This is a genomic window from Chrysosporum bergii ANA360D, assembly GCF_029891735.1.
Lineage (GTDB): Bacteria > Cyanobacteriota > Cyanobacteriia > Cyanobacteriales > Nostocaceae > Umezakia > Umezakia bergii.
On sequence record NZ_JANQDH010000047.1, the window covers coordinates 29,095 to 45,954 of the forward strand.

A 16,860-nucleotide genomic window follows, 5' to 3' on the forward strand; every position below is an offset into this window, starting at 1 on the left:
AGTAAGATAGAAATACTCAACACCCGTGAGCGATGACAACTCAAGGTTAAATTAGGAATTGAGGGAACATGGCGGAAATATCTGCAAAAGTCGTCCAAGAACTGCGCCAAAAAACTGGTGCAGGTATGATGGACTGTAAAAAAGCTCTGAAAGAAACTGAAGGCGACATAGAAAAAGCTATAGACTGGCTGCGAAAAAAGGGAATTGCTTCCGCAGGGAAGAAAAGCGATCGCGTTGCGGCTGAAGGTCTCATAGACACCCATATTCAACCCGGTGGTAGAGTTGGTGTACTCATAGAAGTTAATTGCCAAACTGATTTTGTGGCCCGTAACGAAGCGTTTAAGGCTTTAGTTAAGAACCTAGCCCAGCAAGCAGCCAGCGCTGATAGTGTTGAGTCCTTGTTGACTCAGCCCTATGTTGAAGACAAAAACATCAACGTAGATGAGTTCATTAAGCAAACCATCACCCAGCTTGGTGAAAATATCCAAGTGCGTCGTTTTGTCAAGTTTGCTCTTTCCGAAGGTAATGAAGGTATTGTAGACAGCTACATTCACACTGGTGGTCGAGTTGGTGTTTTAGTAGAACTGAATGCCAAAACCGCATCAGCATCTGAGAATGAAGAGTTTAAAACATTGGCTAAGAATGCAGCCATGCAAGTTGCCGCTTGTCCCAATGTGGAGTATGTCACCATAGACGAAATCCCGGACGAAGTTGCTCAAAAAGAAAAAGAAATTGAAATGGGGCGGGATGATCTGGCTAAAAAACCAGATAACATCAAAGAAAAAATTGTTCAGGGACGGATTGAAAAACGCCTGAAAGAATTAACTTTGTTGGATCAGCCTTTTATTCGGGATCAGAACATTTCCGTGGAAGACTTGGTAAAACAAGTTAAAGGAAAAGTAGGTGAAGAGATCAAAGTTAATCGCTTTGTTCGCTATATCCTCGGTGAAGGCATTGAAAAGCAAGAAAGTAATTTTGCTGAAGAAGTTGCCGCACAAATGGGTAGCAAGTAACTTTAGTTGAAAGTTAACAGTTGCTTTTGTAACTCATTACTTGTACACTCACAGGTCAGTAACCATCAACTGACCTGTTTTTTTGACTGTAGGATTATGTCACCCAGCAGATAAACACCGATAAACAAAAATATAGGTACAATTGTACCATAACTCATAATATGAATATGGCAAATGCCAGGCTACGCTATGAGATGGGCAATCAAGAAGAGAAGATATGGCGAGAGCAATTGAGCTAATTGAACGGGATATTGCAGCGTTGCAAGCAGCTATCCAGGGGATGGCGGCACAACTTCACAATGCTTATGCTAGTTATTTAACCACCTTGGGGCAAGCCTTGGGGAAACAGTTGATTTTAGGAAGTTATCACTTATGCACCCAAGGGTATCCAGAAAACTTTCTCAAGTTATCCCTAAGTCAGCGCCAAAGATTGCAACAAGGTATCCGCCATTTAGGTAAGGAGGCGGCTGATTTATTACTTTCTCACATTCAGAGTGAGGGAGAGCAGACAGAAGAAAAAAATGAGGATGAAGAAGTAACATATACTATGTCTGACTCATCTGCCGTGCCTCAAATCAACTCAACTCCGAAAAGTTTTACCCCATTATTATCCAACCCGATAGAACTAGCAAAATGGCAACAGAATCTGGAAAATCTAATCCAAGAGGTACTGAGAAATGTTTCCCGTGATGCTAATGTTTTGTTACAAAAAGCTAATATTTTACCGAATAAACTACCAGAACCGATTTTAGAAGCGGCGGCGGCTGTTTCAGAAGCATCTGCTGAGATGATGCCGGGTCCACCCAATCTCTTAAACTTAATGGTGCAAATGGAAAATGAACAGGATTCAGAGGAATCGAAACTGACCCAAATTATAGCCATTAAGCTACGATTGGCAGAAATTGAATTCGGCGACACCAAACTATCATCTGAGCGTCGGCAAATTCGTGATATTTTAGTTCAGTTAAACAAGATAGGGCGAGATTATCAAAAAAAACAACGAGAACGCTCAGTGGCTGAAGCTGAGTCTGCATGGCGGGCAAGTTGGTTTGAATAAATGTAGATGACTAACGACCAATGACTAATGACATACCAGATTGGGTAAGATTACACAAAGCCCTGGCAATCGAAGCAGAAAAGGGCTTTACAGATTTAATGGGCAAACAATACCGCTTCAGTGAATTTCTCTGCTTGACCTTTGGGAAATTCCCTACCACGTTGTCTTCATTAGAACGTGGACGTTGGCAACAACTAGCGGCTCAATTTGCTAATTATCCCCATCTGGAACAGTCAGAAAGACAGCACTTAGTGGCTGAAACCCGCAGGTACATCTACCAACTACAGCAAGAACCAAAGGAAACTACCACAGACAAAGAATACCAACGCCAAAAGTCTCCACCTAAATCCCCAATTCTCACAGAAGTGAGTCAAAGGTTAGCGCCAAAAATTGACCAAAAACTCGGCGATTTACCAGAAATAGGCATTCGCAAAGCTGAAAAGTTGGCGGCGTTGGATTTGTATACTGTGCGGGATTTGCTTTTCTACTATCCCCGTGACCACATTGATTATGGTCGTCAAGTGAATATCGGGGAATTGCAGGGGGGTGAAACAGTAACAATCATTGCTAAGGTGAAGCGTTGTAACTGTTTTACCAGCCCCAAAAATAAAAAATTATCAATTTTAGAATTAAAACTGAAGGACAATACGGGTGAAATTAAAGTTAGTCGCTTTTCTGCTGGGGCGCGTTTTGCTAGTCGCGCTTGGCAAGAAAGTTTAAAACGTCGTTACCCAGTGGGTAGTATTTTGGCAGCTTGTGGGTTGGTGAAAGAAAGTAAATATGGCTTGACTTTGGATAACCCGGAACTAGAGGTGTTAGCACATCCAGGAGATACGATTGATTCTTTGACTATTGGTCGGGTAGTGCCGGTTTATGCTTTAACAGAGGGTGTGATGGCTAGTATGGTGAGAGAGGCGGTGACAGCTGCTTTACCAGCTACGGTTAACCTCAAAGATCCTTTACCGCCGGGTCTGCGGGAAAAGTATAATTTGATGGAATTGAAGGATGCGATCGCTAATATCCATTTTCCCGATGATAGTGCTACTTTGCAATTTGCCCGTCGTCGCTTGGTTTTTGATGAGTTTTTTTACTTGCAACTGGGTTTATTACAACGTCAGCAGCAAGCTAAGGCTATCCAAACTAGTGCTGTTTTTGCCCCTCAAGGTCAGTTAATTGAGCAATTCTCGGCAATTCTGCCCTTTCAACTGACGGGGGCACAGCAAAGAGTCCTCAACGATATTCTCAACGATTTGCAAAAACCCACGCCAATGAACCGTCTTATACAGGGAGATGTGGGATCTGGTAAAACTGTGGTGGCGGTAATTGCTATCCTAGCGGCAATTCAATCTGGCTATCAAGCAGCTTTAATGGCTCCCACGGAAGTTTTAGCAGAACAGCATTACCGCAAGTTGGTGAGTTGGTTTAACTTGCTGCATCTACCAGTGGAATTACTGACAGGCTCCACTAAAGTTGCTAAACGGCGAGAAATTCATTCTCAGTTAGAAACGGGTGAATTACCTTTATTGGTGGGAACTCACGCTTTAATTCAAGATACTGTCAACTTTCACCAATTGGGGTTAGTGGTAATTGATGAACAACATCGTTTTGGCGTGAAACAAAGGGCGCTGTTACAGCAAAAAGGCAACCAACCCCATGTATTAACTATGACTGCTACTCCCATTCCTCGGACTTTGGCATTAACAATACATGGGGATATGAATGTTAGTCAGATTGATGAGTTACCACCAGGACGACAAAAAATTCAAACAACTTTATTGACCAGTAAACAACGCACTGAGGCTTATGATTTGATCAGTCGGGAAATTGCCCAGGGTAGACAAGTGTATATAGTTTTACCTTTGGTGGAGGAATCAGAAAAATTAGATTTGCGATCGGCTGTGGAGGAGCATCAAAAGCTACAAGAAAGCGTGTTTCCAGAGTTTCAGGTGGGATTGTTACATGGTCGCATGAGTTCGGCTGAGAAAGATGAAGCCATTAGTAAATTCCGGGAGAATCGAACTCAAATACTGGTTTCTACCACCGTTGTAGAAGTGGGTGTAGATGTACCCAATGCCACTGTTATGCTGATTGAAAATGCGGAAAGATTTGGTTTGTCACAACTGCACCAATTACGGGGCCGTGTTGGTCGTGGTGCGGCAAAGTCTTACTGTTTATTGATGAGTGGTTCTAGAAGTCCTGATGCTCAACAACGGCTAAAGGTGTTAGAACAATCCCAGGATGGCTTTTTTATCTCGGAAATGGATATGCGCTTTCGTGGTCCGGGGGAGGTTTTGGGAACTCGTCAATCGGGTATGCCGGATTTTACTTTAGCTAGTTTGGCAGATGATGAGGAAGTTTTACTCTTAGCTAGACAAGCTGCGGAGAAGATCATAGAAATAGATGCAACTTTAGATCGTTGGTTTTTAATGAAAGCTGAGTTAAAGTATCGCTATGAACGGTTAATGGGTGGGGCGATTTTAACATAGTAGGTCTTATTTATGTTAGTTAACGGGACTTAAACATTTTTGAAGAAGAAATAAGCCTCAAACCATTGCAGGTTAGGGGAAATACATTCAATGCCCAAAAACGCATGGAACTAAGATATACCAACGAAGCAATCAAAATGATGTCAAAGCTGACGGGGCGACAAAATTTGATGGTTTGAGAATTCCTGGTAGAATCCGCATTAATTCCTCTAAATCAGTTGGGATGCGATAGAGCATTAAATCTTGAGTTACACGGTGAGGTATGGTCATAAACTAAATTGGCTTATGAGAATCATTTTGACGGTATGATAACAGTGTGGGTAGAAGCAACTTATCTTACTAACAAAGAACGCACCCACTGGCGAAAGGCTCGCCGCGCCTGACTAGCGCCATCAGTATCGCTCAAATTCAAAAACTGTAAAATGCCTTCAATTACGGGCAAATCTGCAAATGTGGGACTATTTTCTACCTGCACATACTCACCCTCATGCAAGAGAAAAATCTGTAATTGAGTATCTGCATAACACCAAAGTTCAGGAACACCCAAGGCTAGATAAGCTGAAAGTTGAGTTTTGGAAGTTACGTCTATTTCAATTGCTAAGTCTGGAGGAGGATCAACTGATAAATTCAATCTATTTTTACCTATCATTCGTGCTGCATTTTGAATATAAAAACAATCATCTGGTTCTAACCCTGTGGCCATTTCTTGACGTTTAAATGTGGTTGAACCATAAGGTTCCCAGTCTATTTCTAATTCATCCAGCAAAATTTTCACAAATTCGCCAATTAGGATCTTAACTTTTTCATGTTCTGGCAACGGCATCCGAATTTCTAATACTCCCTGATAATAAACAACTCGCCCACCGCGATGTTCTCCTAATTCTTGTAAAATTGCCTCAAACTCAGCCCAACTAATGTCACGTAAGATCAAACATTGTCCTGGTTGAACATCAATTTGGCGCAGTTGTAGTGTAACCATGATTTTTGCCTCCTATCTATATAGCCATCCTATCTGACCATCTACCCACACTGTTAAGAATTTAGTAACATATAATACAAAAGATCAGAGAAATAAGCTATCTCTCCTGAGCATGAGCAGAAATAATGGCGGGATCGCTTGCTGTATTCTTCACAGTTTGTTACAAAAGTATAAAGAACTTCTAGAAATCCAAAACTACATGTTCGGCGGACTTACTGGTTTAAAAGATTCTCAAGGTACAGATTGGGGAGAGCGGCTGCTCAACACAGTGGCCAGCCAAACGATTCGCCACTTGTTTACCCGAAGCGAGTCTGTAGAAGTCTTTGTGCGCTGTTATCCATCCAGCAAACTGTTACAAGGCAGCATTGATAGCTTTAAAATGAGCGGTCGGGGCTTGGTGATTCGCAAAGATTTCTTGGTGGAGGAAATGTCCTTTGAAACAGATGCAGTTGCCATTGACTTCGGCGCTGTTTTGAGTGGTAAGCTGAATCTCAAGCAACCTACCCAGGCGATCGCCAACGTGGTTCTATCAGAAGCTGGTATTAACCAAGCCTTCAGTGCCAAACTGGTGACCCAGCACCTGGTTAACCTTACACTACCTTCCTTAACGGCAATATCTGGCGGTCACCCAGTTTCCTTTACCGATATTCAAGTGGAACTATTGGCAGAAAGCCGCTTGCGGATTTTGGCCAGGGCAGATTTAAATAATGGCGAACTCATACCACTGAGTATGACCATGACTGTGGGTGTGGAACGACGGCGGCGGATATCATTTAAAAACCCGGAAGTTGAACTGGATCAAGTACCAGAAGCACAACGGGAATCGTCTCAAAAATTGAGTATGGCACTGGCGGAAATTTTAGATAATATGGTTGATTTGGATCGCTTTGACCTTGATGGTGTGAAAATGCGGCTTAATCGTTTAGAAACTGAAGGTAAAAAAATAATTTTTAGTGGATATGCAGAAATAGAACGTATTCCCCGTAATCCGTAAACTTAAAAACTTCACCCCGGCTTTGACTTGGGATCAGGCTGGGGTGATGGTTCTTAACTGTCTATTCTGATTTTTTAACGTCCAATACCTACATATTGGAAGCCAGCCCTGACCATACTTTCCGGGTCGAGGAAATTACGACCATCTATAATCACTGGGTGACTCATCAATTTTGCCATCTTGGTATAGTCTAGACTGCTGAACTGTTGCCATTCAGTGACTAATACTAAAGCGTCGCAGCCGTCGGCTAACCTTTCTGCATCAGTTTCCACTAACACCCCGGTGAGACCGTGACGCAAACCGGTTTGGGAAACAATGGGGTCGTAGGCTTTGACTTTAGCTCCTAATCGGTTGAGCTGCTCAATTAAGTTGAGTGCTGGAGCATCCCGCATATCATCAGTATCCGGCTTGAAGGTCAAACCCAGGAGTCCAACGGTTTTACCTTTGAGTATTTTGAGAACTTGCTGTAGTTTTTCTAGAGCAATGAGACGCTGGCGCTCGTTGACACTAACCGCAGCTTTCATCATCTGGGCATCATAGCCATAGTCATCAGCAGTGTGAATCAGTGCAGAAACATCTTTGGGGAAGCAGGAACCACCCCAGCCAATACCAGCATTTAAAAATTTGTTACCAATGCGGGAGTCTAAACCAATGCCTTTTGCTACTTGGGTAACATCAGCACCAACGCGATCGCAAATGTTAGCCACTTCGTTAATAAAACTAATTTTTGTGGCTAAAAAGGCGTTAGCAGCGTATTTGATCATTTCTGCCGAACTCAGGTCTGTACATAACACAGGTACTGGTGGTAGAGATTTATCAGCACCATAGTGACGTTCCACAATGGGCGCATATAGTTCTTTCATCAAGGCGATGGCTCTTTCACTATTACCGCCTAAAACAATGCGATCCGGGTTAAAAGTGTCATAAACTGCGGAACCTTCCCGCAAAAATTCTGGATTGCTGACAACATCAAATTGAGCTAAATCTTCAGGTAATTTTTCATCCCTGGATACTCCACCTGCGGGTACAAGTACCTTTTGGCGTTCTGCAATACCATCTAAAACAATCATTCGTACCCAGTCACCGGAACCAATGGGTACTGTAGATTTATTAACAATTACCTTATACCCACCGTTGAGATTTGCCCCAATACTACGAGCCACAGCTTCTACATACCGGGTATCACTTTCCCCTGTAGGTAAAGGTGGTGTTCCCACAGCAATAAACAGAATTTCCCCGTGGGCTACTCCTGCGGCTATATCTGTGGTGAAATGAATTTTCTCGACTTGAATGGCAGACTGCATAATTTCTGAGAGTCCCGGTTCAAAAATGGGGGACTGCCCAGATTTCATTAATTTAACTTTTTCTTCGTTATTATCTACACAAATTACATCATGCCCGATGTGAGCCAAGCAAGCACCTGTAACCAAACCAACGTAACCAGTACCAATGACGCAAACACGCATTTAGTTTAACTCCTCGTTTTTTTGGGGTTGCCCTCAGAAAAATGTTCAAAATATGATAGTTGTATAATAATGGTGAACCCAGCAACTTAAACACAGGCTGCTGAAAATGTGAGCCTGTAGTTAGGTTAGAAACAACGCTACATACTATCCGGGAGCCTAAAAATTAGATATGGCTTTGAATACGACTGCGGAAATCTTCTACTGTGAGTTTTAAACCTTCTTCTAAAGGAACAGTAGGTTGCCAATCTAACAAGTTTTTAGCCTTGGTGATGTCAGGCTGACGACGACGAGGATCATCAGAGGGTAGCGGTTCAAATTTAAGTTTTGCGTCGGGGTTTACCATTTTTTGTACAGTTTCTGCCAATTCTAAAATGGTGTATTCACCAGGATTACCTAAATTCACCGGTCCAACATAGTCGCTATTCATCAAACGGATAAAACCTTCTACTAAGTCAGAAACGTAACAGAAACTTCGAGTTTGGGAACCATCTCCATACACGGTTAGGGGCTGACCCCGTAAGGCTTGAACTATAAAGTTACTCACAACCCGACCATCGTTTTCTAACATCCTTGGTCCGTAGGTATTGAAAATTCGCGCGACGCGGATATCAACTTTGTTTTGTCTGTAGTAATCAAATGCTAAAGTTTCGGCAATGCGTTTACCTTCGTCGTAGCATGAACGTATGCCGATGGGATTCACACTACCTCGATACTCTTCTGTTTGGGGGTGGACTTCAGGATCACCATACACTTCGCTAGTTGAGGCTAAAAAGAATTTAGCTTTAACCCGTTTAGCTAATCCCAACATATTCAGTGTGCCTATGACGTTAGTTTTAACGGTTTTCACTGGGTTGTACTGATAGTGTACAGGAGAAGCTGGACAAGCTAAATGATAAATTTGATCTACTTCTAGGCGAATCGGTTCTGTGATGTCATGGCGGATGAGTTCAAAAGATGGATTATTTATCCATTTCCAAATATTTCGTTTATGACCTGTGTAAAAATTATCTAAGCAAATTACCTCATGCCCGGCAGGTATTAATCTGTCAATGAGATGAGATCCAATAAATCCAGCAGCACCTGTAACTAAAATTCTCATGGTTTGCCAAGTTTATAATTGACATCTCCCCTGGTTGAAACACAGGGGATTCTAAACTGATGTTGCTACGCAGTCATCAGACACGCTACGCAACGTTTACGATATGACTTATTTAACCTACTAAGTAAATCATATTGTCAAGGGAGTGTCAAACCTTCCCTGCTCCCCTTGACTAAGATTATACTTAGCTGTGTGACTACTTGAGTTGGCATCTTATGGGCTTTTCACCAATTTGTGGATGCTTTTTTTGATTTTAACTGAACAAAAATGCTTTGTAAATACCCATCGCTTTTTGTTAAGGATACCACAGGATAAATCCTGTTGAGCGGCGTTTCATATCCTCGCTGAAGCATAAGGGTTATCACTGCCACACTGTGTTTTATATTTTACGTATTTAAGAAAAGGTATATATGTGTGTATTTATGATCACTTTCTCGTTTAACATTATTTGTTGCCTTGGACAGACGCTTGACTAGTTTAACAGAATTAATCTGGAAAAATCACTGCAAAAATCACTGCAAAAATCAAGTTTAGTATTTGTGACTGCATCAGAATTACAGTTGAGAATACTGCGAGATTTTGCACACATTTAAGCAAATTGACTTGGTAATTTAAAAGTTTTGCCGCTGTAATCTCAGGAGATAAGAATGAAAGCAAACAAGAATACAAGTTTCTTAAAACTGCTTGCTAGCCTTGTGGCGGTCGCTGGCGTAAGTGCTTTAATGACTGTTCCGTCATTCGCATTAACTAACTCAACCAAATCTACAACGGAAACCCTACACTCCCAAGCAACACCACCCAGAGATGATACTGCTCCGGGAACGCAGCCAGACCAGCAAGATCAACAAGGTCAGCAAGGTCAGCAAGGTCAGCCTAGTCCTGGACAATAGTTCAGCTGAGAAAGCCGCAGTGTGTATTTTTTATTAGTATATGCTGTGGCTTTTCAACCAGAGCTATGTGGGACTGGCTGAATCAAGGTTTCACCTTGATATATCTAAGATTATTCTACTTGATCAGTTAAAAACCCTGTTCCCTATTCTTATATCAAGTCAAGCACATGAATTTATTGTATGGAAACTTGACCAGAAAATTTACTTGTTTCTTGGGAATTGTTGGGGTTAGTAGTGCCATCACTATTGCTGGCTATGCCGAGATTAATCAACAAGCCATGGCCGATACTAGACCCCATAACTATACCATTCTCCCCAGGATAAGTGAAATTGATAGGGTGTATGTACAAGAAGCAAACCAAGCCGGCATGGCGGAAGTTGAACTAGCAAAATTGGCACTGGAAAGGTCAAAAAATGAGCAAGTTAGACAATACGCCCAGCAAATGATTCAGGATCACACCCCTTTGAATCAAGAATTAATGCAGTTAGCCCAACAAAAGGGAATTACTCCATCAACCAACCCAAGCCCCAAATATCAAGCGTTAAAAGCTCAACTATCAGAATTTGATGGCAGCATTTTTGACGAAGCATACATAAATGAAGCTGGCATTAACGGCAACATGGAAAATTTAGTCATCCACACCCGTCAAATACAGCTTGGTCAAGACCCAGATTTACAAGCCTTTGCTGCCAAAAGTATCCCGGTTGTAGAAACACATTTACAATTACTAGATTTTCTGTTAATTTAATTTAATTTAATTTAATAAATTTGATATAGAAAATGACAAAAAATGACTTAATATATTATGATATCTATGCAGATAATTGGTGGCAAAAAGGTGAAGTTTTAAATTTATCTGCTCATCTTAATCAATCTAGAATTGATTTTTTTTCTAATTATGTCACTACGTGGCAAGGACTGAAAGTTTTAGATGTTGGTTGTGGTGGCGGATTATTATGTGAAACTTTAGCCCAACAAAAAGCTATTGTATCTGGCATTGATTCATCTTTACCTTCTATTAAAGTTGCTCAAGCCCATGCTAAAAAGAACAACTTAAATATTGACTATCATTGGGGATTTGCTGAAAATCTGCCTTTTGCTGCGGACAATTTTGATGCTGTTGTGTGTTGTGATGTTTTGGAACACGTGACAGATTGGCAACGAGTTGTTACCCAAGTTTGTAGAGTTTTAAAATACAATGGTTTATTTTTCTTTGACACTATTAATAGAACTTTTAAATCAAAATTAATTATGATTTGGCTCTTGGAGGATATTGTCAAGCAAATACCATCAGGTTTTCACGATTGGCATAAGTTTATTAAACCACAAGAGTTAATTGATCATCTGGAAAATAATGGTTTTAAAAATGTTGTGATTAGGGGGTTTGACTTGACAAGAGGAATGAATTTTCAAACATTAATAAACATCTTTTTTAAAGGGTTGACTCAAAAAGAAGTATTTACTATCCAAATCAATGAAGATACTTCTGTTTGGTATGTTGGTAAAGCTATGAAAAAGTACTAAATTCTACATATATCTGGTTAGTTGAACTCGGTAACGTTCTTTTTTAGTGACTGCAATTTCTCCGACTTCTAAACGTCCCTTACCACGAATGGCGATTAGGTCACCGGATTTTAGTTGAGAACTGGCTTGATTAATTTCTTTCCAGTTGACGCGGACATCACCACTCTCAATAATATCAACCATTTTACTACGTGACATACCAAAACCAGCAGAAGCGATCGCATCTAATCGCAAAGAAGCTTCTACTGTGGTTAATTCCTTTTTCTTCGGTTCTCTAACTTTTAACTCATTGATATCAATGGGCTGAGTTTTCACTGGTACTGAGCGCACCTGTTGCAGATTCATTTCTAAAAATTCTGCTAACTCGGGTACTACAATGGCTTGCGCTCCCCGTTCTCCCAGAACAATAATATCTCCTGTTTTTTCACGTACAATTCCTGTTCCCAGCATTGCGCCTAAAAAGTCCCGGTGAGTGGCTGTGTCAAACAAAAAATTACCAGCAATTTCTAAAGCGGTAAGGTGAACTTGAGATTGATCTAAAGGCAATTCAGAGCGAGCGATGGCTATTCTTTGGCGTTCTGCTTGGGGATAGCCGCCCCATGTGACTAATTGTACATCTGTTAACCGACCAAGTACCCTATGAATTTCTGCTAATTCTGGGGGAGACAAAAAATCAGTCAAAACCACTTCCCAGGTTTTAATTGCTTGTTCTGCGTGATCAATCACGCGAGCGATACTGTCTCGATTTTCGACACCTTTTAAAAGTTCTTCTCTTGGCAACATTATCAATGGTTTTAGATTATTAATTCTTATGTACTAGATGTATCAGCATAGCCCTGGATATTTTCTGGCTCAAACTTACGTAATATCCGGGTTACTTGCCGACTAATGGCTTCGGAAACCTGAACCACCACTATATATTTACCCATTTCTAAGCGATTGCGATAGGGTAAGGCATCACCACCCCCCACCACTAAGCCAACACCACCGCCAACAAACACACTACCCATAGCGCCACTAGCAGCCCCCAGCAGTCCGCCAATAATGTGATTACCAATTTCACCCGCCCAGGGAAAAGTGTTTAAACCTGTGATTAAACTAAAGGTAAAACCTGCAAAAAAGCCGAATGGTATCAGCCAGTATGACATGAGCTTGGCTTGCTTTTTGGCTTGTTCTTGGGGATCAACCAAGCCAAACTCATCAGCAGTTTTATAACCCCTACCCAGGATGGTGCTTTCAATGCCCTCTGCTTCTAAAGCTAGGTAAGCGGCTTCGGCTTGGATACGGTTTGGTAGTACAGCAATAACGTAATTCATGGTTTTTATAACATTAAATAACAATTAGTTGTTAAAATTTGTTAAAATTAGTTTATTAGTTAACAGGGTATGGTTTAGAGGAGGGGGGAAATCTAAATCGTTCCTTTCCTCTCTCTATTATGGCATTGTCTGGGAGCGGATATCAATTAAACGCATCCAGTGGCTGACAAAAATCCTTGGCTCCTTGCTTAAGAATGTATATGAGAATGGGGGTGGCTAAAATCCTAGGAAATGTGGGCATGGTTTTGAGATGTTCGATGATTTTCACTAGTGAGCCATTGAGCAAATCTTCTCGATATTCTGGTTGACAAATAACTGCGCGCCATTTTCTAGCTATAGCATCTAACCACTCAGAATTAGTCATTCCTGGTTCTTGTCCCGCGCGAATGGCTAGGGTCATGGCTGCATCTTCTAAGTCTCCATCACAATCTTCAATTAAGTCTAGGGCTTCCATCGCTGTGGAGTCATCAGCTAACTGAGAACGAAACAAAGCTATTTCCTGGGATGTAACTATAGTCATAGATTTTTTACTGAGATGAATGATTGATTGTTTAGACTTGGGTCAGCAGTTTAAGGACTTTGGTTTTCCTGATGTGTTTTGAGTTTCATGATAATTTCTGTGTGTATCTCACGGGTAATTGGGTAAAAATACATCAGCAATAAACCACAAATCAAACAAATCATGGGTACTGGTCCAACGGTGATGCGGATAGCTAACAGGGCAGAGTCTGGTTGAATGGGTAGGGTGGTTGTTCCTGGTATGGCTGCTTGGAAACCTGCTGCTTGTAAGGCGTTTCCTACTAGAAATATTCCTAAAGCTAAACCTAATTTTTGCAGCAAAACCATAAACCCGTAAAAAATGCCTTCTCGCCGCTGTCCAGTTTGGAGTTCATCTAAATCAATCACATCTGGAATTAGTGACCAAGGAACTAGATAAGCAGTGGATACGCCAAAACCCGCAGTGACGGCCAACACATACATTAAACCTATTTGACCCGGCTGTAAAAAAAATAGTCCTGCTGCCGCTATGATCCATAAAGTCATTCCCAAAAAATAAACGGCTTTTTTGCCGATTTTCTGGCTTAAAGTACTCCAGACAAATAGCATTAGTAATGCTGTTCCTTGGACGGCTATCATGACTGTGGGTACGTCTGATTCTTTGAGACGCATATAGTTAACGACAAGATAAGGAATGGTGGTGGCTGTCACCTGTACCCCTAACCAAGAAAAAAGAAATATGCCAATAATAAATAAATAAGGGCGATTGCTAAAGGCAATTTTGATTTGCTCGAAAAAAGGTATAGATGCAGGCGGTTCCCCTTGGGTGCGTCGGGCTTCAAAAGCCAATAGGCGATCGCGTACTCCAAAAATACACGCATACAAAGACAAAACCGAGATTACAGCACAAACTGCCGCTAAAACTAGATATTGTTGTTGGCGATCGCCAATCATGGAGAAAATAATTCGCGCTAAAATCAACGATAAAATACTGCCCCCAATGGAAAAAGCGAAGCGAAAGCTATTCAAGGTGGTACGTTCGTTATAATCTTGTGTTAACTCTGGAGTCATTGCTGTATAAGGCAAATTGACCACAGTGTAAAATACCTGAGATAATAACCCAATCACCACGTAATACCAAAACAATGGCCAAATGTTACCACTCTGGTCATCAGTAAAACGCGGTACAATCCACTGTAAGAAAAAAGTGACCCCAAAAGGAATTGCCCCGTAAAACAACCAAGGTAAACGACGACCCCACCGAGGAGAGTTCGTTTGATCGGACAACACCCCGATCATGGGATCGTTGATGGCATCCCAAATTTTACCAATCATTAAAATGCTACCAGCTAAACCAGCTGGAATACCTGCCACATTAGTGAAAAAAACCAAGAGAAAAAATATGGAAATATTAGCAGTAATGGCTGGACCTAAATCTCCAGCCCCATAGGCTAGTTTAGTTTTCAAATCCAGTTTTTGATTTTCTGGATTAATTTCGGAGAACTGATCAACAAAATTGTTCATACTCATACTAAAATAAAAAGCTTGTAGTTAAATTCAGTATTACTTAACCTACCTTGTTTATGTCAGACCTTTACGTTTCCTGGTCGGATTATTACCAAAAAATTGAACACCTGGTAGCTCAGATATATCAATCAGGTTGGGAGTTTAACCAAATTGTCTGTCTAGCTAGAGGGGGACTGCGAGTGGGAGATATTATTTCCCGTATATATCAGCAGCCCTTGGCAATTTTAGCGACATCTTCTTACAGTGGACCAGGCAAGCAAGAAAGAAGTAGTTTAATCTTTTCTCGCCACTTAACCATGACCACAGAAAAATTAGGTTCCCACATTCTCCTGGTGGATGATTTGGTGGATTCTGGAATCACACTAGAACAAACTATACCCTGGCTCAAGGAATATAGTAAATCCCCCATTGTGGAAATTCGCACGGCTGTAATTTGGTATAAAGCCTGTTCTAGCGTTAAACCTGATTATTATGCGGATTATTTGGCTGATAACCCCTGGATTCATCAGCCATTTGAACATTATGAACACATGAAACCCGCAGAATTAATACATAAAATCAGTCAACCTTGCTAATCAGTAGGTGGTAATAAACAGCACATTTTAAAAAACACCAGCAATCAAGCCTATAATGGCACCACTGGGGACTAACTGCCATGTGGGACGTTTAAAGCGGATTAAAGCAACTAAGGCTAAAATGCCGATGATAACCGCCAAGATGGAGTTAGCTAGAGTGTCTTGGATAATGGCGGTCTGTGCTAGGGGAATAGCCGCAGATGCGATCGCCCCCAACACAGCTGGAGTCACACCTTTCAAAAAGCTACGAATCCAAGGTTGCTGACGAATGCGAATTAAAAGCGGTGCTGCTCCCATAATAAATACAAAAGAGGGAGTAAAAATAGCCACAGCAGAAATTAAAGCCCCCAAAGCACCAGCCACTTTATAACCCACAAATGCAGCTGTAATCACCACAGGACCAGGGGTAAACTCGCCAATGGCGACACCATCAATAAATTCATTGCGGCTTAACCAATGAAATTGATTGACTACTTCAAACTCCAACAAAGGGACAATAACTAGCCCACCCCCAAAGATAAAACTACCTACTCGCAAAAAAAACCAGGTTAAGGTTAAATAATATTCCTCAATCCGTTCTAATCCCCAAAAACTAGAAACCGTTAATGTATCAATGGGTATATTAGCCACGATTTTCGGCAACACCTGGACCATGGGTAAAAGAGGAACTAGCCAAGCACTGGTGCGACTTAAGGGAGTAGTTGGTGGTGGGTAGAGAATTAACCCTACAATACCCGCTAAGATAAATTGCCACAGAAGATTAACCTGAAAGAGCAAGTTTACCAGTAAGACAATAATAGCGATCGCAACACCTTTACCATCAGTAATTACCCGTTTTGCTAACTTCCAGCAAAAACCAAAAATAATAGCAATAACAACAGGTGTAATTCCCAGAAACAAATCCTCAACCTGCGGTATACCCTGAAAACGAAAATATGCCCAAGACAAAGTTAGCACAATCAAAAAAGCCGGCAAAATAAAACAAATCCCAGCCACCAAAGCGCCCAACTGTCCCGCCCGCACATACCCAGTATAAATTCCCAACTGGGTAGAGGCGGGACCGGGTAACATTTCGCAAACTGCCACTCCTTGTAAAAATTGTTCTTCAGTCAACCAGCCCCGCCTGACCACAACTTCATCATTAATCATGGCCATGTGGGCTTGGGGACCACCAAAACCAATCAAACCTAGTTTGAGAAAAAGTTGAGCCAGTTGTATCAATCGAGCCGATAAACTAGGCTGTATTTCCGGAGAGTCATAATTGGAGTTACGCATTGACAGAATAACAAAATAGTGCATTAATCTAGGGGGACTTTGATTCTCGGTTATTGCATCGGGTTGTAATGTGGTATCAGTAGCACCGGCTTCTAGCGGGTATTGGTGACAAGCAGGATGCTTGTGTTACAGGCGCTCGCGCATTCCGTAAGAGTCCGTT

The 16,860-nt window shown here is 41.5% G+C and carries 17 protein-coding genes; 8 read left to right on the top strand and 9 right to left on the bottom strand.

From position 1 onward, the window contains the following. Positions 1-68: 68 nt before the first annotated feature. From tsf to recG, 3 genes are all read left to right on the top strand, one after another. Positions 69-1,013: a translation elongation factor Ts gene (gene tsf / locus NWP17_RS07280; protein WP_280654246.1), complete on the top strand. Its 945-nt coding sequence runs from the start codon at positions 69-71 to the stop codon at positions 1,011-1,013. Positions 1,014-1,230: 217 nt separating this feature from the next. After that, the gene (locus tag NWP17_RS07285; protein ID WP_280654247.1) at positions 1,231-2,070 is read left to right on the top strand and encodes a hypothetical protein; all 840 of its coding nucleotides are present in this window, start codon (positions 1,231-1,233) and stop codon (positions 2,068-2,070) included. A gap of 20 nt (positions 2,071-2,090) precedes the next feature. Further along, the gene (gene recG / locus NWP17_RS07290; protein ID WP_280654248.1) at positions 2,091-4,556 is read left to right on the top strand and encodes an ATP-dependent DNA helicase RecG; all 2,466 of its coding nucleotides are present in this window, start codon (positions 2,091-2,093) and stop codon (positions 4,554-4,556) included. A 132-nt stretch (positions 4,557-4,688) separates the two neighbouring features. Here the strand turns inward: recG and NWP17_RS07295 are convergent, their stop codons facing one another. After that, positions 4,689-4,826: a hypothetical protein gene (locus NWP17_RS07295; RefSeq protein ID WP_280654249.1), complete on the bottom strand. Its 138-nt coding sequence runs from the start codon at positions 4,824-4,826 to the stop codon at positions 4,689-4,691. Positions 4,827-4,887: 61 nt separating this feature from the next. Then, entirely contained in the window at positions 4,888-5,535 is a 648-nt protein-coding gene (locus NWP17_RS07300) for a Uma2 family endonuclease (RefSeq protein WP_280654250.1), read from the bottom strand. Between the two features lie 199 nt (positions 5,536-5,734). On the opposite strand from NWP17_RS07300, the gene NWP17_RS07305 reads away from it, so the two are divergent. After that, a complete protein-coding gene (locus NWP17_RS07305) occupies positions 5,735-6,529 on the top strand; it encodes an LmeA family phospholipid-binding protein (protein ID WP_280654264.1) in 795 nt (264 codons plus the stop codon). Positions 6,530-6,603: 74 nt separating this feature from the next. Here NWP17_RS07305 and NWP17_RS07310 read toward each other — a convergent pair whose 3' ends face one another. Both NWP17_RS07310 and NWP17_RS07315 read right to left on the bottom strand, forming a co-directional pair. Next, on the bottom strand, positions 6,604-7,995 hold the full coding sequence (locus NWP17_RS07310) for a UDP-glucose dehydrogenase family protein (protein WP_280654251.1): 1,392 nt from the start codon (positions 7,993-7,995) through the stop codon (positions 6,604-6,606). 163 nt (positions 7,996-8,158) lie between these two features. Beyond that, positions 8,159-9,094: a UDP-glucuronic acid decarboxylase family protein gene (locus NWP17_RS07315; protein ID WP_280654252.1), complete on the bottom strand. Its 936-nt coding sequence runs from the start codon at positions 9,092-9,094 to the stop codon at positions 8,159-8,161. A gap of 647 nt (positions 9,095-9,741) precedes the next feature. Between NWP17_RS07315 and NWP17_RS07320 the strand changes: the two genes are divergently transcribed. From NWP17_RS07320 to ubiG, 3 genes are all read left to right on the top strand, one after another. Beyond that, positions 9,742-9,984, top strand: coding sequence for a hypothetical protein (locus NWP17_RS07320; RefSeq protein ID WP_280654253.1), 243 nt, complete (start codon positions 9,742-9,744; stop codon positions 9,982-9,984). Positions 9,985-10,151: 167 nt separating this feature from the next. Continuing rightward, complete coding sequence (locus NWP17_RS07325; protein WP_280654254.1) at positions 10,152-10,733, top strand: DUF4142 domain-containing protein; 582 nt, start codon at positions 10,152-10,154, stop codon at positions 10,731-10,733. A gap of 32 nt (positions 10,734-10,765) precedes the next feature. Further along, the gene (gene ubiG, locus NWP17_RS07330) at positions 10,766-11,509 is read left to right on the top strand and encodes a bifunctional 2-polyprenyl-6-hydroxyphenol methylase/3-demethylubiquinol 3-O-methyltransferase UbiG (RefSeq protein WP_280654255.1); all 744 of its coding nucleotides are present in this window, start codon (positions 10,766-10,768) and stop codon (positions 11,507-11,509) included. A gap of 3 nt (positions 11,510-11,512) precedes the next feature. On the opposite strand, the gene NWP17_RS07335 is transcribed toward ubiG, so the two are convergent. From NWP17_RS07335 to NWP17_RS07350, 4 genes are all read right to left on the bottom strand, one after another. After that, on the bottom strand, positions 11,513-12,292 hold the full coding sequence (locus NWP17_RS07335; protein WP_280654256.1) for a photosystem II electron transport protein, Sll1252 family: 780 nt from the start codon (positions 12,290-12,292) through the stop codon (positions 11,513-11,515). A gap of 26 nt (positions 12,293-12,318) precedes the next feature. Beyond that, positions 12,319-12,825: a hypothetical protein gene (locus NWP17_RS07340; protein WP_280654257.1), complete on the bottom strand. Its 507-nt coding sequence runs from the start codon at positions 12,823-12,825 to the stop codon at positions 12,319-12,321. Between the two features lie 142 nt (positions 12,826-12,967). Beyond that, positions 12,968-13,345: a hypothetical protein gene (locus tag NWP17_RS07345; protein ID WP_280654258.1), complete on the bottom strand. Its 378-nt coding sequence runs from the start codon at positions 13,343-13,345 to the stop codon at positions 12,968-12,970. 50 nt (positions 13,346-13,395) lie between these two features. Then, positions 13,396-14,847 (bottom strand): MFS transporter, encoded by a 1,452-nt coding sequence (locus NWP17_RS07350; protein ID WP_280654259.1) that lies wholly within the window; start codon positions 14,845-14,847, stop codon positions 13,396-13,398. 59 nt (positions 14,848-14,906) lie between these two features. Here NWP17_RS07350 and NWP17_RS07355 point away from each other — a divergent pair, with 59 nt between their 5' ends. Further along, positions 14,907-15,425: a phosphoribosyltransferase gene (locus NWP17_RS07355; RefSeq protein WP_280654260.1), complete on the top strand. Its 519-nt coding sequence runs from the start codon at positions 14,907-14,909 to the stop codon at positions 15,423-15,425. Between the two features lie 27 nt (positions 15,426-15,452). Here the strand turns inward: NWP17_RS07355 and chrA are convergent, their stop codons facing one another. Beyond that, on the bottom strand, positions 15,453-16,700 hold the full coding sequence (gene chrA, locus NWP17_RS07360) for a chromate efflux transporter (protein WP_280654261.1): 1,248 nt from the start codon (positions 16,698-16,700) through the stop codon (positions 15,453-15,455). Positions 16,701-16,860: the final 160 nt, after the last annotated feature.

Bases quoted from the DNA above. Each gene is read 5' to 3' on its own strand.
- NWP17_RS07340 (WP_280654257.1), bottom strand. From the start codon at position 12,825: ATGAATTACGTTATTGCTGTACTACCAAACCGTATCCAAGCCGAAGCC.
- NWP17_RS07315 (WP_280654252.1), bottom strand. From the start codon at position 9,094: ATGAGAATTTTAGTTACAGGTGCTGCTGGATTTATTGGATCTCATCTC.
- tsf (WP_280654246.1), top strand. From the start codon at position 69: ATGGCGGAAATATCTGCAAAAGTCGTCCAAGAACTGCGCCAAAAAACT.
- NWP17_RS07310 (WP_280654251.1), bottom strand. From the start codon at position 7,995: ATGCGTGTTTGCGTCATTGGTACTGGTTACGTTGGTTTGGTTACAGGT.
- ubiG (WP_280654255.1), top strand. From the start codon at position 10,766: ATGACAAAAAATGACTTAATATATTATGATATCTATGCAGATAATTGG.
- NWP17_RS07350 (WP_280654259.1), bottom strand. From the start codon at position 14,847: ATGAACAATTTTGTTGATCAGTTCTCCGAAATTAATCCAGAAAATCAA.
- NWP17_RS07300 (WP_280654250.1), bottom strand. From the start codon at position 5,535: ATGGTTACACTACAACTGCGCCAAATTGATGTTCAACCAGGACAATGT.
- recG (WP_280654248.1), top strand. From the start codon at position 2,091: ATGACTAATGACATACCAGATTGGGTAAGATTACACAAAGCCCTGGCA.
- NWP17_RS07295 (WP_280654249.1), bottom strand. From the start codon at position 4,826: ATGACCATACCTCACCGTGTAACTCAAGATTTAATGCTCTATCGCATC.
- NWP17_RS07355 (WP_280654260.1), top strand. From the start codon at position 14,907: ATGTCAGACCTTTACGTTTCCTGGTCGGATTATTACCAAAAAATTGAA.
- NWP17_RS07345 (WP_280654258.1), bottom strand. From the start codon at position 13,345: ATGACTATAGTTACATCCCAGGAAATAGCTTTGTTTCGTTCTCAGTTA.
- NWP17_RS07305 (WP_280654264.1), top strand. From the start codon at position 5,735: ATGTTCGGCGGACTTACTGGTTTAAAAGATTCTCAAGGTACAGATTGG.
- NWP17_RS07285 (WP_280654247.1), top strand. From the start codon at position 1,231: ATGGCGAGAGCAATTGAGCTAATTGAACGGGATATTGCAGCGTTGCAA.
- NWP17_RS07335 (WP_280654256.1), bottom strand. From the start codon at position 12,292: ATGTTGCCAAGAGAAGAACTTTTAAAAGGTGTCGAAAATCGAGACAGT.
- NWP17_RS07320 (WP_280654253.1), top strand. From the start codon at position 9,742: ATGAAAGCAAACAAGAATACAAGTTTCTTAAAACTGCTTGCTAGCCTT.
- NWP17_RS07325 (WP_280654254.1), top strand. From the start codon at position 10,152: ATGAATTTATTGTATGGAAACTTGACCAGAAAATTTACTTGTTTCTTG.
- chrA (WP_280654261.1), bottom strand. From the start codon at position 16,700: ATGCGTAACTCCAATTATGACTCTCCGGAAATACAGCCTAGTTTATCG.